Source organism: Flavonifractor sp. An10 (genome assembly GCF_002161215.1).
GTDB lineage: Bacteria > Bacillota > Clostridia > Oscillospirales > Oscillospiraceae > Flavonifractor > Flavonifractor avistercoris.
This window is the reverse complement of sequence record NZ_NFMB01000011.1, coordinates 77,545-96,234: the sequence shown is the minus strand read 5'-3', so window position 1 is coordinate 96,234 and position 18,690 is coordinate 77,545. Positions and strand designations below refer to the sequence as shown.

The window sequence follows — 18,690 nt, the reverse complement described above, 5'->3', positions numbered from 1 at the left end:
CCGCCGGAAGGGGTAGAAAGGAATCCGATGAAACGATCCAAGTACAGCTCATTCAACGAACTTCCCCTGATGCTGACCGTGCAGGATGTGGCCGATGTGCTGGGCATCGGGCTGGCCCACGCCTATGAGGTGGCCCACCGGAAGGATTTCCCCACCATCACCCTGGGCAGCCGGATCATCGTCCCCCGTGATAAGTTCATGGCGTGGATCGACGAACAGGCAGCCAAAAAGACGGAAATATTTTAGTGGCTATTTCAAAGATTCTATGGTATTTGTTTGTGTTGCAATAAGCGCCCGCAGGCGCAATACATGCGAGCAACCGAGCGCAGCGAGGCGTTTAGCGAGTCGTAAAGGAGGGATGAACGATGGCAAAGAAACGAGCAAACGGCGAGGGCAGCATCCGTAAAAAGCCTAACGGCCGCTGGGAGGGCAGATACACCCAGGGCATCGACCCCAGCACCGGCCGCGCCATCCAGAAAAGCGTGTCCGCCCGGACGCAGGCCGAGTGCAAGGAGAAGCTGGCGAAAGCCATCCGGGACAACCGGGGTATCCCGGTGAACCACAACGGAGACTACACCGTGGCGGAGTGGTGCAGGCTGTGGTTTGAAACCTACAGCAAGCTGGTGATCCGGCCCAACACCGCAAAGACCTATGAGAACATGATCGAAAACCACATCGTACCAGCTATTGGAGGAGTCAAGCTCAAGCGGCTCACCGCCATCCAGATCCAGAAGATGTACAACGATTCCAAAACCAGCGGGCGGGTGCAGCGCTTCGGGAAAGCGGCCGACACGGCCCTGTCTGGAAGCACGGTGCGGCGCATCCACATGGTGCTCTCCTCGGCGCTAAAGCAGGCGGTCAAGGAGCGGATCATTCCGTATAATCCCTGCGACAACTGCCGCATCCCGCCCAAGGAGAAAAAGGAGATGGTCATCATCCCGCCGGAGAAGCTGGGGGTATATCTCAGCGAGGCGGAGAAGTACGGCGTCCTGCCCATGTTCTATCTGGAGCTGTCCAGCGGCTTGCGGCGTGGGGAGCTGCTGGCCCTCCGGTGGGACGACCTGAATGTGAAGGACCGCATCCTCTCAGTAAGCAAGCAGGTCACCCGGATCGACGGGGAACTGGTGGTGACGGAGCCGAAAACCAAGAACTCCGTCCGCAAGGTAGCGCTGTCCCAGCAGGCCGTGGATATGCTGGTGCAGGAGCATGAACAGCACCCGGACAACCCCCTCCTGTTCCCGTCGCCCCGCACCGGCGGGTACTGGAGTCCGGACGCGGTGTCCAGGATCAACCGGAAACTGCTGGCGCAGGCCGGCATCGAGGAGCGCGTTCGCTTCCATGATCTGCGCCATACTTTTGCCACGATGGCCCTCTCCAGCGGTGTGGATGTAAAGACCCTGTCCAGTATGCTGGGCCACTACAGCGCCGGGTTCACCCTGGACACCTATACGCACATCACCAACGATATGCAGCGAGGAGCAGCGGAGAAGATCGGTGGTTTCATGGAAATGGCTACAGCCAAGCCGATGCCGGAACCGACTGACCCGCCGGAGGAGAGCCGGTGCAAGGTGATACCGTTCGAGAGAATTGGATAGGTAAGAAAAGGGGTTCCCTGGATCACTTGTGTGATCCAGGGAACCCCTTTAAGAGGTGGTAAAGAATGTGGTAACTGGAATGGAATTTATTCATCATTTCGACTATTTTGGAATTCCTGCAATGCAACCCAGAATGGTGAAGGCTCTTTACTAAACCATCGACCATACTTATCTTGCAAGTTTCTTGAACGAATGAGAATGCACGCTTTCCTTGCACGACTAACTGACACAAAACAAAGCCTTCTGGCTTCTGCAAGTTTTCTTGGAGTTTTATCATAGTAAATTGGAAAGCTGTCTTTTTCCATTCCAGGCAAGATTACAACATCAAATTCGAGTCCCTTGGAACTGTGCCTTGTCGTTAATATAACTTGATTTTCTGGAATGCCAAGCCGTGTTAGAAACATTATTGTTAGCTGTTCATCGTGGCTTTGTGCTGTTTCAAGTAACTTGTTGAAATTATCAATCTCATCAGGATATCGTTCTGAACCAGTAAAAGTAGTAGTAATGCCCACTGCTTTGTCAAGATAGAGTAGCCATTCTAATAGATTGTCCGTATAAATCTTACTCGCAGTTAAAGCTTGATAAATGGCCTTTTTAAACAAGATGTAGTCATCTTTGCTAATAATCCGCTTTTCAGAAATGAAAGAATTCCAAGCTGAGCAAATCTCATCAAATGAGACAGAAGCCTTATCCGAAATCCACTTTGCACAGTTTTGAATCCAAACAATAAGATCTGTTAATCTAAAAGTCTGACGAGCAATATATACAGGGATATTTTTCCTGGAACATTCCTGCGCTAATTCTGCTATTTGTTTGTTATTAGCGAGCAAAACTGCTATTTCATGGTACGGAGTACCTTCCGCACGAAACTGACATATCTGCTCAATTACTTTGTCATATTGTTCATCCATCCCAGCTGAACATTCGACAAATTCCAATTTGGCATGGTAGTCTCGAAGTTTTCCAGAAGCAATATATCCCCGGCTACTGTTGAGGATGTATTCTGAGGCATCCACTATTGCCTGTGAGCTTCGATAATTATTTTTTAGATGAATGCAGGAAACATCTTGTCGTTGACTTAATTCTATTAGGTAATCTGGAGCTGCTCCTTGGAAGTCATAAATTGATTGATCTGCGTCCCCAACAGCAAAAACCTTGATTTTTGTGAGATTTAACAGTGTTAAAATAAGTTCGTGGAGAGGTTTGCCTAAGTCCTGATATTCGTCGACAATAATCCAAGGATACTTAGCCTCAAGTGCTTTGCGGATATAAGGCTCATTGTTAATGAGTTCTACAGATTTTTTTACCATACTGATAAAATCAAGATAGCCGTTTTCTATCAGTAGTTCTTCAAAAGAGATGGCGGCCTTTAGAGCAATATCGTAGCTTTCTATCGCAACGCGACTAATTCCTTTGATGTTTCTTGTGCGCTCTTTATCTACATCATCGAGTTTTGGATTCCCCTCATAATTTTGAGCGTTAAAAAGATGACTCTTTTCGGCTTTGGAAATGATTCGGATAGGCAGAGGTATTTTGTATTGAGGATATAAAGCTGCGAAAGGAATAATGATCTCCGAAAGGCAAAAGCTATGAACCGTACCAAGAAAAACGTTCTTGCGCTTTTCCAACCCTAACTTTACCAACCGGCTTTTGAATTCTCGGACAGCCTCTGTACTATATGTTAAGCATGCAAGTCCACGAGGGGAATAAATTCTCTCAGATAATAGTTGTATAACTTTTAGGGTCAGAACAGTTGTTTTTCCGCTTCCGGGTCCGGCAATCACAACTGTGCTTTTTTCGGCTTTATATGCTGCAAATTGCATATGGTCTTTGCTTATTTCATGTAATTTCGTTTCAAAATAAGCATTCACTACATTCACCTGACTTTTGCAACAATCGTATCGATCGCATTTGATACATAATCTGGAACCATTGATGCAGATACATAATTAGCCAACCGTTGAGAAAAACGGCCTTTTCCAATCCCACTATAGGTTGACTCTATTTTGGAAAGGCATTTGTCATACCTGCCAGCGCGGAGTTCAGTGGCGAAATTATCCCTCTGAGTCTGGCCACCTTTTGTTAGTTGATCAAAAACAGAACATAAAACAGTTTGGTCTTGTTCAGTGGACTTTTTGAAAATATCCACCTCAAGTGTGTATTCGCCAATAAAGGTGCCAAAGGTTTCGAAGTATTTGCGTTGATGATTGTAATCCCAATTAGTATACTCAGGATCAACATCGCTTCGATGCAGTTGATAAATACGATCGAGCCCATCAAACCCTTTGCCTACATGGCTTGCATCTTCGATATCACTAAAATGCTTTTCTTTATCAACCATATGATAATAATCACCATCTGTAATAATTACATATGGGATACCAAGCACATCGGCAAAGTGACAATATGGTGCAAAATTTGTAGAGTTTATGTTGCAAACCACTACACCCAGACGATCGAGGTCGTATCCTTTGGCTTTTGAAAAACCGGGAACCAAATATTCTTCGGAAATTCCTTCCACAAAAATGATGCCTTTAGCGGTATAAAGCTCTCCTCGTTTGACATCAATGTAGCGCGTCAGATCTGAATAATCGTCTGCAGATAAAGCAATGTTCGCTGTTGTGTTTACCTTGGTTCCATCTTTTGTAGTAATCAGATGAACAAGAGATGTAATAGGTGCAACTGAAGATATATGCGTTGAGTGAGTTGTAATCATCACGGAGGTATTAGTTTTATTCATAATATGGCGATAGAGGAGTCGTTGATAAATCGGGTGGAGATGCGATTCGGGCTCCTCAACCGCAAGAATGGTGGTACCATTCGCGGTTGGAACACAATCCGAAAAGAATGCATATAAACTATCATATAATGTTGCATCTTGTAGAGCCGTCAGGTTTAAGGTGTAGCCATCAGGGCTGGCGGATTTTTCATAACTTCTTTCAAGTAACCCCTCATGATCCTGTTCTAACAATTCATGGTACAAATCGCCAGATAGAAAAGTCCTAATTGTATCATCTTCTATAAGTAGTAAAATCAAAGCTACATAAAGGATATTATTGATTCCTAAGCTGGTGTTGCCTGTTTCTCGGCTGTTAATAAGAGGTCGTAGTGCATAAAGAAGTTTAGTCGCATCAATATTCATTGTTTTTAACGAAACATTAAATTCATCTGCACTAAAGGACACCATGTCATTCAATAACCGCTGCAATCTACTCTCCAAATCATTTACTTGACCAATTTGTAAAGTATCTGCGCCTTTTTCATCAAGAGCCTTCGATATCTCTGAAAGCACATCTTTGCTAATGGTATATTTTTGTTTAATAATTTGAGTTAGAGGGGAAGTTCGGGAACTTTTCATCTCTGCCTCAACATCACGGATGGCTTTTATCACACGAATGTTAAGTATTTTTCGATCTTCATATGTAAAAGCTCGATTTTCATCATTTCCCTTATAGATGATGTAACTATAGTCTGGTTTCGTAGCGTCTTTTTTGAAAAATTTATAGCTGATTTTTAGCGTTTCTTTTCCGCCTACTATTACCGACGCATCAGCCAGCTGAGCAAGTAAATTTTTGTTGTCCTCAAAATTTGCGAGATAAATCTCGATTAATATATGTTGGCCATCATCCATAGGGTTTTCTATGCCATCCCAAAAATCAGATTCTTCAAGCATTCGGTCTTTTTCGGAAAGCGTTGGATCAAGAATCAATTGAAGTGCATAAAGAAGATTGCTTTTACCAACTGCGTTTTCGCCAATTAATACCTGCTTTTCGCCAAGAGAAAAATCCACTGAATGAAAATTTCTGAAGTTTTCGATATGAACTCGACAAATATACGGTTGTGTTTTCATCCTGTTTACCCTCTTTTGAACGATTCTCCAATTTCTTATTCCAGCAGAAGTATCAATAAAGTACTTCCTACTGCATATGTCACAGTGAAGATATACACTATGATCTCTAAAGCCCGGAATATTGTCATGTTCTTCAATGATTGTTCCTTTTCCACAAGGACATTCGTATTCATAATATTCGGTGTCACCGACACCTGCACCGTATCCTGAATGCTGTTCATATTTAGCAATAATTCTCTTGGTCCGCATATACATTTGCCCCTTTTTGCAAAAAAGCCGCATAGGAATACACCCATACGGCTACCTTGGTGGCGCAAAGGATCACCGTAGAACTATTATAGTGGATAAGGCTGGAAAACTCAAGAATTTGTCGTATCCACAACGAGAAAACAGCAGTCACGCCAATTAGGGATGGGTTAGGGATTTGGCGGTTTCAGCGGCTGTCCTCGTTCGTGTGTCCACCGCATTTCCGCCCCTTGAACCGTCGCTGAACAGCAATCGGCAAAACTGCAAAAGCAGAACAAAAAGTGCAGAAAAACCGCCTGAAAAGGCGGTTTTTCTGCCAAAGATGGTCGGAGTGCGGGGACTCGAACCCCGGGCCTCCTGCTCCCAAAGCAGGCGCGCTACCAACTGCGCAACACCCCGATATGAAGTTGTGGGACTGTCCGGGCGGTTTCTCCCAAAGCAAGCGCGCTACCAACTGCGCTACACCCGGTTATGGAATTTTCTGATTGTGGTCAAATATGGGGTCAACGCCGGTTTTTGACCAATTCCCGGCGAGGGGTAAAACTCCGTCAGACTTAGCGTCCCAGAGTTTTCCGGGATTTTAAGAAAGTGCGGCTCGAACTCCGGCCTCACGCTCCCAAATCACGTGCGCTACCAACTGCGCTACACCCGGTTATCTGTTTTTGGCAGAAAAGCAGAATTTAGCAGTACCTGTGAAAAATACCTGTGGAACATGGACAGGGGCACCGCGGCATGTACGCCGGAGGCGACATGTTGACTGGGCGCTTTCAATATCATAGCATGGAAGAGAAGAAAAAGCAAGGATTTCCACCTGCAGACCACAGTAGATTAGAAAAAGCCGGATCCGCGAACAAAAAAGCGGCGCGTGCCGGCAGACAACCCTGCCGCACCCTGCGCAAATATGCGGCCAAAGCCGGAGGAGAGGTCAGCGGCCCGGGTTCAAAAAGAGATGAGCCGAAAGATTTGTGCAATACGCAGGGAAGGCGTGATCTGGGATATTAGGCCCCATAAGGGCGCGGTTTTATGATATACTAGATGACAGACGGGGTGCCGGAAGAACCCACGGGAAAAAGGAGCGGATATGAAACTGATTTTAAGCGACAGAACGCTGGCGCTGCCGGAGTGCGGCTCCGACGTGGAGTGGATCGATCTCTCCAAGCTGGACATTGCAAACTGCGTCGGCTGCTTTGGCTGCTGGACAAGGACGCCTGGGAAGTGTGTGATCCGGGACGACGCGGTGAGGGTCTACCCCCGCATCGCGGAGAGCGGCCAGGTGATGTATATCAGCCGGATCCGGTACGGGGGCTATGACACGCCCATGAAAACCATGCTGGAGCGGGCCATTCCCATCCAGCAGGCCTTTATCCGGCTGGTGGAGGGGGAGACTCACCACGTTCAGCGCCGGGTGGTTCCCAAGCAGGCGGTCGTCATCGGCTATGGGGCGCGGTCTGACACGGAGCGGGCGCTGTTCCGCCGGCTGGTGGCGCGCAATGCCCGGAACATGAATTTTGCGCGCCACCGGGTCGTGTTTGCCGCGGAGCAGGATCTGGAGCAGACCGTCAGGGAGGAGGTGATGGCATGGGAAGCGTCATGCTGATAAACGCAAGCCCCAGGGCGCCCAAATCCAACTCCAGGCGGTATGCCGAGCTGTTTGTCCAGGCCTGGCCGGGTGAGAGCGCCTGCTTTGCCCTCACAAAGACCAACCACCCGGAGCTCTGCGGGGAGCTGGAGCACTATTCCGACCTGCTGCTGGTGTTTCCCCTCTATGCGGACGGCATCCCCGTGACGCTGCTGAACTTCCTGAAAACGCTGGAGGAGCATCCGCCCCGGCACAGGCCCACGGTGTCTGTCCTCATCAACTGCGGCTTCCTGGAGCCCGGTCAGAACGACGTTGCGGTGCAGATGGTGGAGCTGTTCTGCGGGCAGAACGGGTACCCCTTCGGCTCTGTCCTGAAAATCGGCGGGGGAGAGGCCATTCTCGACACCCCCTTTCGGGGGCTGGTTCGCCGGAAGCTCCGGAAGCTGGCCGGCGCCATATCCGCCGGGCGGCACCGGAGCCTCCAGGTGACCATGCCGCTCCCCAAGCGGCTGTTCCTCCGGGCTTCCACGGCCTACTGGACGGACATGGGGGGGCGCGGCGGCGTCACCAGGGAGCAGATGGCGACCATGGAGATTGAAGGAAGATAGTCAAAACCTCCGGCTTAGCCGGAGGTTTTGACTTTACTGTGGAAGCGGGCCCACGGAGACTGTAAGCTCCTCCTGAGGGCGGTTCAGGTACTGCCGGGACTCCTCCAGGCGCCGCTCCATGCGGGCGGTCTCGATCTGGAGGGTTCTGCGGTTCTTCCCCCGGTTCATGGACAGGTAGAGGCGGTACCGATAGTGGAGGGACTCGGCCTTGGGGGGAAAGCGGATCTCCTCCCCGCCGATGATGTTTCCCTCCAGCTCGTTCCGGCAGATCTCATCATCCAGCAGCGCCATGTACAGGGCCCGCCGGGTGTACTCCTTCAAGGGCATGCGGTAGGTTCGCCTGTACCAGGCCAGCCCGCCCAGGCAGAGGGCCAGCGCCCCCAGGCAGACGGCTTTTTTCCCACGGCTCATCGCTCGTTCCACCTCCTGACCCGCTGGACGGGCTTGCCGGTCTTCTCCGCCAGGAAAGCCCGGAACTGCTCCGGGGCGGCGCCCTCCAGGCCGGCCTTGGGAAGCGCGTGGGCGTTGGCCTTCCCCAGGAGCAGAATGAAGTAATCCCGGGTCTCTAGGGGAAGGAGGATCTTGTCATACTGCCACTTTGCCTCCGCGCCGAGGAAGGTCACCACGTAGCAGTCGGGGTAAAAGACGGTGCGGCTCACCTCGCATCCGGGAACCTGGCGCCGATGGGCGAAAAAGGCGTTGATCGCGTCCTGCCGGAGCTGAATCACTACCAGCAGGGCGATGAAGACCGCGTAGAGGGCGGCGCTCGGCGGCTCGTCCAGGGAGAGCCAGAGGGAGACCGCCATCAGCGCCACCACCACCCAGAGGTAGATGCGCACCAGCCGGTCGAAGCGTCGGCGGAGGGTCTTGCGCGCCGCCAGGGACATGGCGGCCAGGGTCTTGCGGTCGTAGTTGGTTTTACACGTGATTTCCATAAGCATCTCCTGTCTGTCTTTGTTGGAGAAAAATTTGCCGGGCTCAGTCGGCCCGGAGGGCCACCACGGGCTGGAGCTTGGAGGCCTTGGCGGCCGGATACATGCCGAAGCCCACCCCCATTGCCACGGAGAACAGGAAGGCGCCGGCGGACATGGGCAGATCCGGCAGGATCACCGCCCGCAGGATGAGCTGCCCCGCGATCAGGGTGCCGGCCACGCCGAGGGCGATGCCCAGCAGGCCGCCGATGCCGCACACCACCGAGGCCTCGATGAGGAACTGGGCCAGAATGGACTTGCGGCGCGCGCCGATGGCCTTGCGGATGCCGATCTCCCGGGTACGCTCGGTGACGGTGACCAGCATGATGTTCATGATGCCGATGCCGCCCACCAGCAGGGAGATGGAGGCGATGCCGCCCAGCACCATGCTCATCATCCGGTTCTGATCGTCGGAGGCCTTGGCGTCCTGGTTCTCCGAATAGACGCTGAAAAAGCCCCGCTCGGTGTCGATCTGCCCCTTGAGGAAGCCGGACACCCGGGAGGAGACCTCTGCGGTGGCGGCACTGCTGGCGGCCCGGACGGTGAAGGCGTCCAGGGTGCTCTGGCGGTTGAGCAGGCGGTTCAGGGTGTAGGGCACCACCGCCATGTTGTCCATGGAGTACTCTGAGTCGGGATCCTTGGCCCTGTAGACCCCCACCACCTCAAAGGGGTGGCCGTGGAGGAGCACCGTCTTGCCCACCGGGTTCTGATAGTTGAACAGGTACCGGGCGGCCCGCTCTCCCAGCACCACCACCTGCTGGCCGGACTGGACGTCCATCTGGCAGAGATCCCGGCCCTTCTCGATCTGGAAGTTGTTGCACAGGGAGAACTGGGCGCTGCCCAGCTTGATGGTGGGGGAGCCGTTCTCCATGTCCTCGGTGTTCTTGTCCCGGTAGATGATGGGCCCCTCGGTGGTGGCGTCGGGGGTCACCCCCAGCACCAGGGGCCCCAGGCTGAGGCAGTAGTCATAGAGGGTCTGGGAGATGTCCCTGCCGCCCCACTGCTGGGCGGAGACGGTGATGCGGTTGTTGCCCAGCCGCTCATAGTAGGCTCTGAGCTGCTGGTTGGAGCCCCGCACCACCGAGACCATGATGATCACCGCCGCCACGCCGATGATGATGCCCAGCATGGTGAGCAGGGAGCGCACCCGGTTGGAGCGGATGGACTTGAAGGCCATCCGGAAGGACTGTTTCAGGTTCATAGGGCGATCTCCTCTCTGGGGCAGTCCACCACGATCTGCCCGTCGGCGATGCGGATCACCCGCTCCGCGGCGGCGGCCACCTTGTTGTCGTGGGTGATGAGCAGGACGGTGGTGCCCTGCTCCTTATGGAGCTGGCGGAGGATGCCCAGCACCTGCTCCCCGGTTTTGGAGTCCAGGGCGCCGGTGGGCTCGTCGGCCATGAGGATGGGGGCGCCGGTGGAGATGGCCCGGGCGATGGCCACCCGCTGCTGCTGGCCGCCGGACATCTGGGAGGGGTAGTTGTGCACCCGGTCGCCCAGGCCCACCCGCTCCAGGGCCTCCCTGGCGATCCTGGCCCGCTTTTCCGCCCCGACTCCCTGGTAGATCAGGGGCAGCTCCACATTTTCCAGGGCGTCCAGGGCGGGGATCAGGTTGTAGCCCTGGAAGATGAAGCCGATCTCCACGTTGCGGATGTGGGAGAGCTCGTCGTCGTTCATCCTGCTGGCCAGCTTGCCGTTGAGGTGATAACTGCCCCGGGTGGGGAGATCCAGGCAGCCCAGCACGTTCATCAGGGTGGACTTGCCCGAGCCGGAGGCGCCGATGATGGACACGAACTCCCCCCGGCCGATGGACAGGGTGACGCCGTTGAGGGCCCGCACCTCGTTCTCCTTCCCCTCGTTGTAGATCTTGTAGATCTGTTCCAGCTGGATCAGGCTCATGGGGCACCTCCTCACATCATGTCGAAGGAGCTGCCCGACTCCACCAGCTTCTGGGTGAAGACCTCCATGCCCTCCTCCACGCCGCTCTTGATCTCCACCTGGGCGCTGTTGGACAGGCCGGTCTCCACCGGCACGGCGTAGAAGCCCCGGGGGATCTCCACCCCGTCGCCCAGATCCACGGCGTTGTCCGGGCGGCGGTCGGCCTTCACGAAGAGGCAGCTGCCCTGCTCGGTGTACTGCACAGCCTGGGCGGGCACCACCAGGCAGTCCTCCGACTGGGCCAGCACCAGCTCGTACTCGATGGACATGCCGTTGAGCATGGCGCCGTCCCCGTTGTCCACCTTCACCACGGCGGGGAAGAAGGAGACGCCGTTTTCCGACTTGCCGGTGAGGCTGACGCTCTCCACCGTGCCCTCGAAGGTGTTCTCCTCACCGCCCAGGCCGGTCTGGGTGATGGTGCAGGTCATGCCGGTTTTCACCCGGCTCACATTGCGCTCGTCCACCTGGATATCGATGCGCATCACCGACGTGTCCGCCAGCAGGATGCCCAGCTGGCCGGCGTCCGCCTTCTCCCCCTGCTCCAGCAGGCAGGTGAGCACCGTCCCGGTGATGGGGGCCTTGACGGCCATGTCCGCTTCCTGCTCCAGGGCCTTTTTCACCTTGTCCCGGGCGGAGGCCAGGGTCTCCTGGGCGCTCTCCACGGCGGTGCGGGCGCTGTCCACGCTCTCCCGGGCGGAGGTCACGGACTCCCGCTTCTCCTCCAGCTGCTTGTCCAGCTCATCCGGGCCCAGCACCAGGATGGCCTGGCCCTTCTTCACCGGCGCGTGGTTGTGGAGGAAGCTGGTCTTGAGGGGGCCGGGCACCTTGGCGGTCACCTCCCGGGTCTCCTGGTAGGCCAGCTTCCCGTTCTGGTAGGGATAGACGGCCTGGCCGCCCACGGTCAGCCCGGCGGAGGCCGCCATGCCCTCGGTGAGGGTGCCGGGGTTGTCCAGGGCCACCACCACCTCAAAGCACTTGGAGCCCTCGGGGGTGACAAATTCCACCTTGTTGATCTCGCTGATCTTCCCCGGTACGGAGGCCATCACCGCCGGGATGGACACGGCGGCCTCCTGGCCCACCCGGAGCTGATCCAGATAGGCGTAGCTGTAGTACAGGGACAGCTTGAGCCGGTTGGAGCTGACCAGGGTGGCGATTTTCTGCCCGGCGGTGATCTCCGCGTCGGGCAGGAGGGAGGCGGCCTCCACCAGCTTGCCGTCAAAGGGGGCGGTGACCGTCAGATCGGCCTTGGACGCCAGGAGCTTCTGGTACTCCTCCTCGGTCTCGGAGAGCTGCTTCTGGGCGGCCTGGAGGCGCTCCGCCGCGGCGGTGACCCCCTTCTCCGCCTCGGTCAGGCTCTTCTTGGCCTCCTCGGTGGCCTTCTGGGCCTCGGCGGGATCCAGCTCGTAGAGCACCGTCCCCTTTTCCACCCGGTCGCCCTCCTTCACGTGGAGAGCCAGCACGGTGGCGCTCACCGGCGGGTTGAGGGACACCGACTCCCGGGCGGAGGCCGCGCCGGAGCCCTTTACCGTGCTCTGAATGGTGTCCCGGGTCACAAGATCCGTGACGATCTGCTCCCCGCCTCCGCCGCCGCCCAGCAGGCGCACGGCGCCGAAGCCCCCCGCCGCCAGTACGGCGGCGGCCAGGGCCAGGGGGAGAATCCGACGGGGCAGCCCCTTGGCCGGGGCGCCCTCCTTCTTTTGCAATAACCGCATTGCGTATCGTCCTTTCTGTATGGTCTGTCAGGCGGGCTGTCCGCCCTGTGCCTCGGCCTCATACTGGGCGAAGAAGGCCTCGGCATGCTGGAGGCGGTACTGGTGCCCCTGGCGGATGAGCAGCAGGGGGCTGGAGCGGGCGGGATAGCGGAACAGGTGGGGGAGATCCACAAGGCCGTCCCCGTCGGCCAGGCCGCTCCTGACGCAGGTCTCATAGGGGACAGAGGCGATCTCCCCGCTCCACTTGACGGAGAAGGCGGGCTCCACCATCCACATGTCCTCGCCCAGGCCGGGATAGCGGTGGAAGAAGCCCCGGCACCAGGCCCGCAGCTGTGCCTCCGTCCGCTTGTTCAGCTCCCGGGTGCCGCAGCGGGCCAGGGCCCGCTGTATGATCTCCTCCCGGTTCAGAAGCCGGGGCTCCCCCACCTTGAAGTCCAGCAGCTGATAGCCCTCCCCGGCGCTGTTGGCCCGGATGTAGTGGAGCATGCCGTGAATGGCCTCCCTGGCCGCGGCCTCGGGGGTGAGGCTCCGGGAGCCGTCCACCAGGAAAAAGGGCTCCGGCGGGGAGAGGGGCTGGGCCACGGGACGGACGGCCTGGTCTGCCAGCCGGGGGTCTGTCCAGTCGGGGCTGGGGCGGTGCAGAAGCTCCCACCCCCGCCAGCTGGAGGGCTGCTCCGCCACCTGGCGGATGATCCCGGCCTGGGCCTCCTTGTCCAGGGGACGGGGCTCCCACTGGCCCCACACCACCCACAGGCATACCCCCAGCAGCACCGCCAGTATGGCGGGGAGCAGGAGGAAATAATCTCTGCGTTGCATCTTCTACGCACCCTTTCCCAGGTATTCTCCCGGGACACGCCGCCCCGGTATGGCAACAGAATACATGCAGAATCTTAAATCCCGGTGGGGTGCAAATCTTAAAAAACCTTAATTGTGGGCAGAAAAACAGCGTCCCCGCCGGGAACCCGGCGGGGACGCACAGCGTGCCGAAAAGGCCTCGCAGAGTTCGCGCCCGCAGGCGCGAAAAATTGAAATCTGTTTTCTCCGGCGACATGTGCGTCGGAGAAAACACTTCTCAGGCCGCAAGTGTGGAATTTGTCCGCTTGAAGCGGACAAATCCTGCGCGCGGCGGACTGCATCCCTCTCGAAAAAGTGGCAAAGCCACTTTTTCGACAGTCTCCAGCGTCCCCGTCGGAAACCCGGCGGGGACGCTGACGTGGTTCTATTCTGCTGAATCTGCCTCCCGGGCCGCCTTGGGCAGCCAGACGGTGGTGCGGTACTCCTCCCCCTGCCGGGTGATCTCGATCCGGCCGCCGTTGCGCTCCAGCAGGGCGCGGACGGTGGGCAGGCCGATGCCCCGGCTGTCGGAGCGGCGGATCTTCCCGGGCCGGTTTGCCAGCTCCACCGCCACCAGCTCCCCCTCCTCCCGTACCGCTAGGCGGATGGGGGCGGCGGGATCGGCGTATTTCTTCAGGTTGGAAAACAGGTTGTCGAACACCCGGCAGATGTCCTCCGTTCGGATGTACAGCCGGTAGTCCCCGTCCGGCACCGGCGGCTCCAGCGCGAAGCCGGCATCCGCCAGATCAAAACACTGCTCGGCCAGCAGCTGGCCCAGAAACACCGGGCCGTCCACGGCCTCCCGCCCCTCCTCCGGCGCGGGTTCCTCCCGCACCTGGAAATGGCGGAACATCTCGTCGGACAGGGCGCGCATCTGCAGGGCCTTGTCAGCGGCCCGCCGCAGGTACTCCGCCCGCTCCCCCTCGTCCCGGAACTTGCCGTGCTGGAGGATGTCCAGATAGCCCATCAGCTTGGTCAGGGGGGTGCGCAGATCGTGGGAGAGGGAGGTGATCAGCGTGCTGTTGGCGCGGATGGCCTGGTTTTCCCGCGCCATCTGCTCCAGCACCGCCAGGCGCATCTCCTCGATGCTGCGGCCCAGCTCGGCCAGCTCGTCCCGCCCCCTGGACACCACCTGGTAGGACAAATCGCCGCCGGCCAGCACCTCCATGTCCCGGGACAGCCGGGTGATGCGCCGGATGAGCAGGGCGGTGTAGGGCATCAGGATCACAAAAAAGCACAGGGCCGCGCACAGCAGGGAGAGGAGGCGGCATGCCCCGTCGTAGTAGAAGTAGTTGGGCATGGGGTAGGCGTAGAGCAGCCCGTCGGCACAGGCGATCACCCGCCCGCCGTAGCCCTCCAGCGCGTCGGTGTCCAGGCTGGAGTCCGCCAGGCCCTCCAGGTAGAGCTCCACCTGGGGATGCTGCCGCGTCCAGTCGGTGTCCCGCAGGGCCTCCTGCACGCTCAGGCTGTGGGCGCTCACATAGCTCTGGAAGTCCTCCGCCGCGCCGCCGTAGCGGTCGTACCAGTAGGACTCGAAGCCGGCGGACTGGAGCAGCCCGGGCAGGGCCGTGTCGTACAGCAGGGCGCGCAGGGCCAGGGCCGCCGCCAGGGCCGCGGCCGCCACCGCCAGGAATTTCAGCCCCAGGCGGGAGGGGCGGTGCCGCTTAGTCAATGCGATACCCCTTTCCCCATACGGTCTTGATCAGCTCCGGGTTCTGGGGATCCTCCTCCACCTTTTCCCGCAGCTTTCGGATATGCACCATCACCGTGTTGCTGGAAGGGGCGAAATAGGGCTCCTCCCACACGCTCTCATACAGATTCTGGGCGGAGAAGATCTTCCCGTGGTGGAGCAGCAGCAGGCGCAGCAGCCGGTATTCCTTCTCCGTCAGGTTGAGCTGCCGCCCGGCCCGCCACACCTCGTTGCGCGTCCGGCACAGCCGCAGGCCCCGCCACTCGGCGTACCCCTCGGCCTCGTCCTCCGCCTTCCCCTTGTACACGTGGTAGCGGCGCAGCAGGCCCTTCACCCGGGCCATCAGCTCCGGATAGGAAAAGGGCTTGGCCAGGTAGTCGTCCCCGCCGGAGGAGTAGCCCATGGTGAGATCCGAGTCCTGGGTCTTGGCGGTGAGGAACAGGATGGGCACATTCCACCGCTCCCGCAGGCGCAGGCACACCTGGTAGCCGGAGATGCCCGGCATCATCACGTCCAGGATCACCAGATCCGTATCCGGCACAAATTTGGCCAGGGCCTCCTCGCCGCTGGCGGCCTCCGTCACCAAAAAGCCCTCGCTCTCCAGCAGCACCCGGAGCACGTGGCGGATCTCCTCCTCGTCGTCCACCACCAGGATGCTGGTCTGCCGATCAGGTGCCATGGCGCCCCCCTCCTCCGTCCGAATTGGGGCGGGACAATCCCGCCCGCCCCATTGTACTGGATCCGGCGGAGCAAATCAACGCCGGGCAAGATTAAAAATCCGTTAAATCGCCTTCGTCCCCTTGCGCCGCCGGGCAAAACGGGGTAGAATAAGGCCAGCAAAACCAAGCGAGCCACACCGTAAGGAGGTTTTTGAATATGGCTTTTTTGGATGAACTGCGAGACCGCGCGATGGATCTGGGCCGGGCCGGCGTGGCCAAGTCCAAGCAGCTGGCGGAGATTACCCGCCTCTCTCTGAACAACGCCAGCGAGGAGGACGCCATCAAGAAGGCGTATGTGGAGATCGGCAAGCTCTACTATGCCGAGCGGGGCATGGCCCCCGAGGCGGCCTACGTGTCCCTGTGCGAGAAGATCACCGCCGCCAAGATCAATATTGAGGAGAACAAGGCCCGCATCGCCGAGCTGAAGGCGGAGAGCGGCGTGTCCGACGCCGATGTGCCGCCGGTGAAGACCGACGTGCCCCCTGAGGAGCCGGTGGAGAGCGACTTCGTGCCCCCCGCGGACGAGGCGTCCGACGACGACAAGCCCCAGGAGTAAAGCGTATCACGCAGGGCGCCCGCCAAAGCGGCGGGCGCCCTGCTTTTCCTGTAACCAAACTGTAACTGGACAAAGATCCACTTCAAATGTAGTATATTCTTATCTACTACATTTGAAGTGAGGAATCACCATGAGACGACTGCCGGACACCGAGCTGGAGGTCATGAAGGCCCTGTGGGCCTCCGGGCCGGATACGCCCAGAGCGGCGCTGGAGGCCGCCCTGGCCCCCCGCCGCTGGGCCAGCAACACCATCAACACCTATCTCACCCGCCTGGCGGACAAGGGCTTTGTGGCCGTGGAGCGGGCGGGGCGGGGCAACCGCTACACCGCCCTGGTAAGCCGGGAGGACTACCTGGCCTACGACAGCCAGGCGGTGCTCTCCCGGCTGTACGGCAGCTCCCCCCGCAACTTTGTGGCGGCCCTGGCCAGGGGCGGCCTGAAACGGGAGGACGTGGCCCAGCTGCGGGAGCTGCTGGATCAGCTGGAGGGGGAGGAGGGGAAATGACGGAGTTTCTCGTCCGGCTGGCGTGCCTCACCCTGGGGGGCGGCGCGGCAATCCTGCTGCTGCTCCTGCTCGCCCGGCTCACCGGACGGCGGTACGGCGCCCGGTGGCGGTGCTGGATCTGGCTGCTGCTGGCCCTGCGGCTGGCGGTGCCCGTCCCTCTGCTGCCCAACCGGCCCGCCCAGGCCGCCCCCATCCAGTTCACCGCGCCCCGGGATCCGGTGATCTACCACTACGCGCCCACGGCGGCGGAGACAGGGCAGGGGCAGACGCCGCCCGCTGCCACGCCTCCGGCGGGTACGGCCGCCGATGCGGCAGCGCCGGCGGAGGGCTTCTCCCTCACCCTGGGGCAGGTGCTCTTCGCCCTCTGGCTGGCGGGCGGACTGGCGGTGCTGGGGTGGAACGGGCTCTCCCATCTTCGGTTCCGGCGCTGGCTGGCCCGGTGGGGCCGCCCCGTGGAGTCGCCGGAGCTGCTGCGGGCCTACAACGCCCTGGGGGATGCGCTGGGGCTGAACCGCCGCCCTAAATTGACTGTGTGCCCTGGGCTGGGGGCGCCCATGCTGGCCGGGCTGTTCCGGTCGGCGCTTTTGCTGCCCGAGGGACAGGTGTCGGGGGAGCTGCTCCACTACGCGCTGCTTCACGAGCTCACCCACTACCGGCGGCGGGACATCTGGCTCAAGGCCCTGATGCTGTGGGTGTGTGCCGTCCACTGGTTCAACCCCCTGGTGTGGCTCATGGCCCGGGCGGTGGAGCGGGACACCGAGCTGGCCTGCGACGAGAGGGCCGCCGGCCGCCTGACCGCCGGGGAGCGGGCCGAATATGGCCGGGCCATTCTGGAGGCCGCCGCGGCCGGAAAGGAGCGTATGTGATGGGCATACCCAAAACCGTTCTCTCCACCCGCATGACCGGGTCGGCGCGGGAGACCGAGGGCCGCATCCGGGCCCTGTATCAGCGCCGCCGGAGGCCCGCCGCTGCCCTGGTGGTGCTGGCGGCCCTGGCCGCCGCCCTGTGCGGCGCTCTGGTGAGCTGTCAGACCCCGCCGGACAGCCCCTTCGCCTTCCGCGTGGGGGGCCGGTGGCATGAGCTGGGCACCACGGCTGACGGGCTGCTGGGCGGAGATGCGGAGGTGACCGAGGATGCCGCCTATGATCTGGCGGGACAGCCCATCGGCCGCCTGCTGCGCTATGAGGACGACGGGAGCACCCGGCTGATGTACGTCTATGCCCCGGCCAACGGGGAGTGGCGGCTGCAGTCCCTGGACACCGCCGACCCGTCCGTCCGGCTGGCGGGCGGCATCGGCGTGGGCTCCACGGCGGAGGAGGTGCGCGCCGCCCGGCCGGAGCTGGAGGAGAATCCAGACGGCTTCCTGTTCCAGACCCCGGTGGAATTTTACCGGGGCGGCCCGCTGGACGCCGTCTGCCGCCTGTGGACGGCGGACGACGTGGTGACTGAGCTCAGGCTGGATCTGCCCAGTGTGCAGACCGAGTATGAGGTGGGGGTATCCGTGGGCCTGGCCGGCACGGAGCTCATGGCCATCCCCTGCGGCCTGCCCCGCATGGAGTGGGGGGAGGCACCGCAGTCTGACACCGGGGACTCCTTCTCCATGGAGGTGGAGGCGGCGGCGGGGATGCCCCTCCCCCTGAACTGGGGGGACGCCGTGGAGCAAACCCTGCTCATCTACCGCTGGACGGACGGCGAAAACCGCCTGTACCGGCAGCTGGAGGCCCCGGAGGAGGTGCCGGGGCTGGAGCCCGGCACCTACCTGCTCCGCCTGTGGTTTTCCCTTCCTCAGCCGGACGGGCTCAGCTATCCCTGCGCGGTCTCCTATGTGCTGACAGTCCGATGACAGCAAACCGCCCCGCTTGCTTTGCAAGCGGGGCGGTTTCTCTC

The 18,690-nt window shown here is 59.2% G+C and carries 19 protein-coding genes and 1 tRNA gene; 9 read left to right on the top strand and 11 right to left on the bottom strand.

Annotated elements, in window-relative coordinates; translation table 11 throughout:
* Positions 1 to 27: 27 nt before the first annotated feature.
* On the top strand, positions 28 to 246 hold the full coding sequence (locus tag B5E42_RS17600) for a helix-turn-helix domain-containing protein (RefSeq protein WP_087242049.1): 219 nt from the start codon (positions 28 to 30) through the stop codon (positions 244 to 246).
* A gap of 119 nt (positions 247 to 365) precedes the next feature.
* Positions 366 to 1,595: a site-specific integrase gene (locus tag B5E42_RS17595; protein WP_087242047.1), complete on the top strand. Its 1,230-nt coding sequence runs from the start codon at positions 366 to 368 to the stop codon at positions 1,593 to 1,595.
* A gap of 86 nt (positions 1,596 to 1,681) precedes the next feature.
* On the opposite strand, the gene B5E42_RS17590 is transcribed toward B5E42_RS17595, so the two are convergent.
* The 3 genes from B5E42_RS17590 to B5E42_RS17575 all read right to left on the bottom strand — a co-directional run bounded on the left by B5E42_RS17590 (position 1,682) and on the right by B5E42_RS17575 (position 6,090).
* The gene (locus B5E42_RS17590) at positions 1,682 to 3,466 is read right to left on the bottom strand and encodes an ATP-dependent helicase (RefSeq protein ID WP_087242045.1); all 1,785 of its coding nucleotides are present in this window, start codon (positions 3,464 to 3,466) and stop codon (positions 1,682 to 1,684) included.
* Between the two features lie 5 nt (positions 3,467 to 3,471).
* Positions 3,472 to 5,694 (bottom strand): AAA family ATPase, encoded by a 2,223-nt coding sequence (locus B5E42_RS17585; protein WP_242967224.1) that lies wholly within the window; start codon positions 5,692 to 5,694, stop codon positions 3,472 to 3,474.
* Between the two features lie 320 nt (positions 5,695 to 6,014).
* A tRNA-Pro gene (locus B5E42_RS17575) sits at positions 6,015 to 6,090 on the bottom strand.
* A 333-nt stretch (positions 6,091 to 6,423) separates the two neighbouring features.
* On the opposite strand from B5E42_RS17575, the gene B5E42_RS19025 reads away from it, so the two are divergent.
* The 3 genes from B5E42_RS19025 to B5E42_RS17565 all read left to right on the top strand — a co-directional run bounded on the left by B5E42_RS19025 (position 6,424) and on the right by B5E42_RS17565 (position 7,878).
* A complete protein-coding gene (locus B5E42_RS19025) occupies positions 6,424 to 6,693 on the top strand; it encodes a hypothetical protein (RefSeq protein WP_162614015.1) in 270 nt (89 codons plus the stop codon).
* Positions 6,694 to 6,772: 79 nt separating this feature from the next.
* Entirely contained in the window at positions 6,773 to 7,288 is a 516-nt protein-coding gene (locus tag B5E42_RS17570; RefSeq protein WP_087242039.1) for an NAD(P)H-dependent oxidoreductase, read from the top strand.
* Entirely contained in the window at positions 7,270 to 7,878 is a 609-nt protein-coding gene (locus B5E42_RS17565; protein WP_087242036.1) for a hypothetical protein, read from the top strand. The genes B5E42_RS17570 and B5E42_RS17565 overlap by 19 nt, the downstream gene beginning before the upstream one ends.
* A gap of 33 nt (positions 7,879 to 7,911) precedes the next feature.
* Here B5E42_RS17565 and B5E42_RS17560 read toward each other — a convergent pair whose 3' ends face one another.
* From B5E42_RS17560 to B5E42_RS17525, 8 genes are all read right to left on the bottom strand, one after another.
* Positions 7,912 to 8,289, bottom strand: coding sequence for a hypothetical protein (locus B5E42_RS17560; RefSeq protein ID WP_087242034.1), 378 nt, complete (start codon positions 8,287 to 8,289; stop codon positions 7,912 to 7,914).
* Positions 8,286 to 8,813: a YcxB family protein gene (locus B5E42_RS17555; RefSeq protein ID WP_087242032.1), complete on the bottom strand. Its 528-nt coding sequence runs from the start codon at positions 8,811 to 8,813 to the stop codon at positions 8,286 to 8,288. The genes B5E42_RS17560 and B5E42_RS17555 overlap by 4 nt, the downstream gene beginning before the upstream one ends.
* A gap of 43 nt (positions 8,814 to 8,856) precedes the next feature.
* The gene (locus B5E42_RS17550; RefSeq protein WP_087242029.1) at positions 8,857 to 10,050 is read right to left on the bottom strand and encodes an ABC transporter permease; all 1,194 of its coding nucleotides are present in this window, start codon (positions 10,048 to 10,050) and stop codon (positions 8,857 to 8,859) included.
* Complete coding sequence (locus B5E42_RS17545; protein WP_087242027.1) at positions 10,047 to 10,748, bottom strand: ABC transporter ATP-binding protein; 702 nt, start codon at positions 10,746 to 10,748, stop codon at positions 10,047 to 10,049. Before B5E42_RS17545 ends, B5E42_RS17550 begins: the two co-directional genes overlap by 4 nt.
* Positions 10,749 to 10,759: 11 nt before the next feature.
* A complete protein-coding gene (locus tag B5E42_RS17540; protein WP_087242025.1) occupies positions 10,760 to 12,499 on the bottom strand; it encodes an HlyD family efflux transporter periplasmic adaptor subunit in 1,740 nt (579 codons plus the stop codon).
* A gap of 27 nt (positions 12,500 to 12,526) precedes the next feature.
* Positions 12,527 to 13,315: a hypothetical protein gene (locus B5E42_RS17535; RefSeq protein WP_087242023.1), complete on the bottom strand. Its 789-nt coding sequence runs from the start codon at positions 13,313 to 13,315 to the stop codon at positions 12,527 to 12,529.
* Between the two features lie 403 nt (positions 13,316 to 13,718).
* Positions 13,719 to 15,005, bottom strand: a complete 1,287-nt coding sequence (locus B5E42_RS17530; RefSeq protein ID WP_087242021.1) for a HAMP domain-containing sensor histidine kinase — start codon at positions 15,003 to 15,005, stop codon at positions 13,719 to 13,721.
* A complete protein-coding gene (locus B5E42_RS17525; RefSeq protein ID WP_087242019.1) occupies positions 14,998 to 15,702 on the bottom strand; it encodes a response regulator transcription factor in 705 nt (234 codons plus the stop codon). The genes B5E42_RS17530 and B5E42_RS17525 overlap by 8 nt, the downstream gene beginning before the upstream one ends.
* 197 nt (positions 15,703 to 15,899) lie before the next feature.
* On the opposite strand from B5E42_RS17525, the gene B5E42_RS17520 reads away from it, so the two are divergent.
* From B5E42_RS17520 to B5E42_RS17505, 4 genes are all read left to right on the top strand, one after another.
* The gene (locus B5E42_RS17520; RefSeq protein ID WP_087242017.1) at positions 15,900 to 16,298 is read left to right on the top strand and encodes a serine proteinase; all 399 of its coding nucleotides are present in this window, start codon (positions 15,900 to 15,902) and stop codon (positions 16,296 to 16,298) included.
* Positions 16,299 to 16,428: 130 nt separating this feature from the next.
* A complete protein-coding gene (locus B5E42_RS17515) occupies positions 16,429 to 16,803 on the top strand; it encodes a BlaI/MecI/CopY family transcriptional regulator (protein WP_087242015.1) in 375 nt (124 codons plus the stop codon).
* A complete protein-coding gene (locus B5E42_RS17510; protein ID WP_087242013.1) occupies positions 16,800 to 17,669 on the top strand; it encodes a M56 family metallopeptidase in 870 nt (289 codons plus the stop codon). Before B5E42_RS17515 ends, B5E42_RS17510 begins: the two co-directional genes overlap by 4 nt.
* Positions 17,669 to 18,646, top strand: coding sequence for a hypothetical protein (locus tag B5E42_RS17505; RefSeq protein WP_087242011.1), 978 nt, complete (start codon positions 17,669 to 17,671; stop codon positions 18,644 to 18,646). Before B5E42_RS17510 ends, B5E42_RS17505 begins: the two co-directional genes overlap by 1 nt.
* The last annotated feature ends 44 nt before the right edge of the window (positions 18,647 to 18,690 follow it).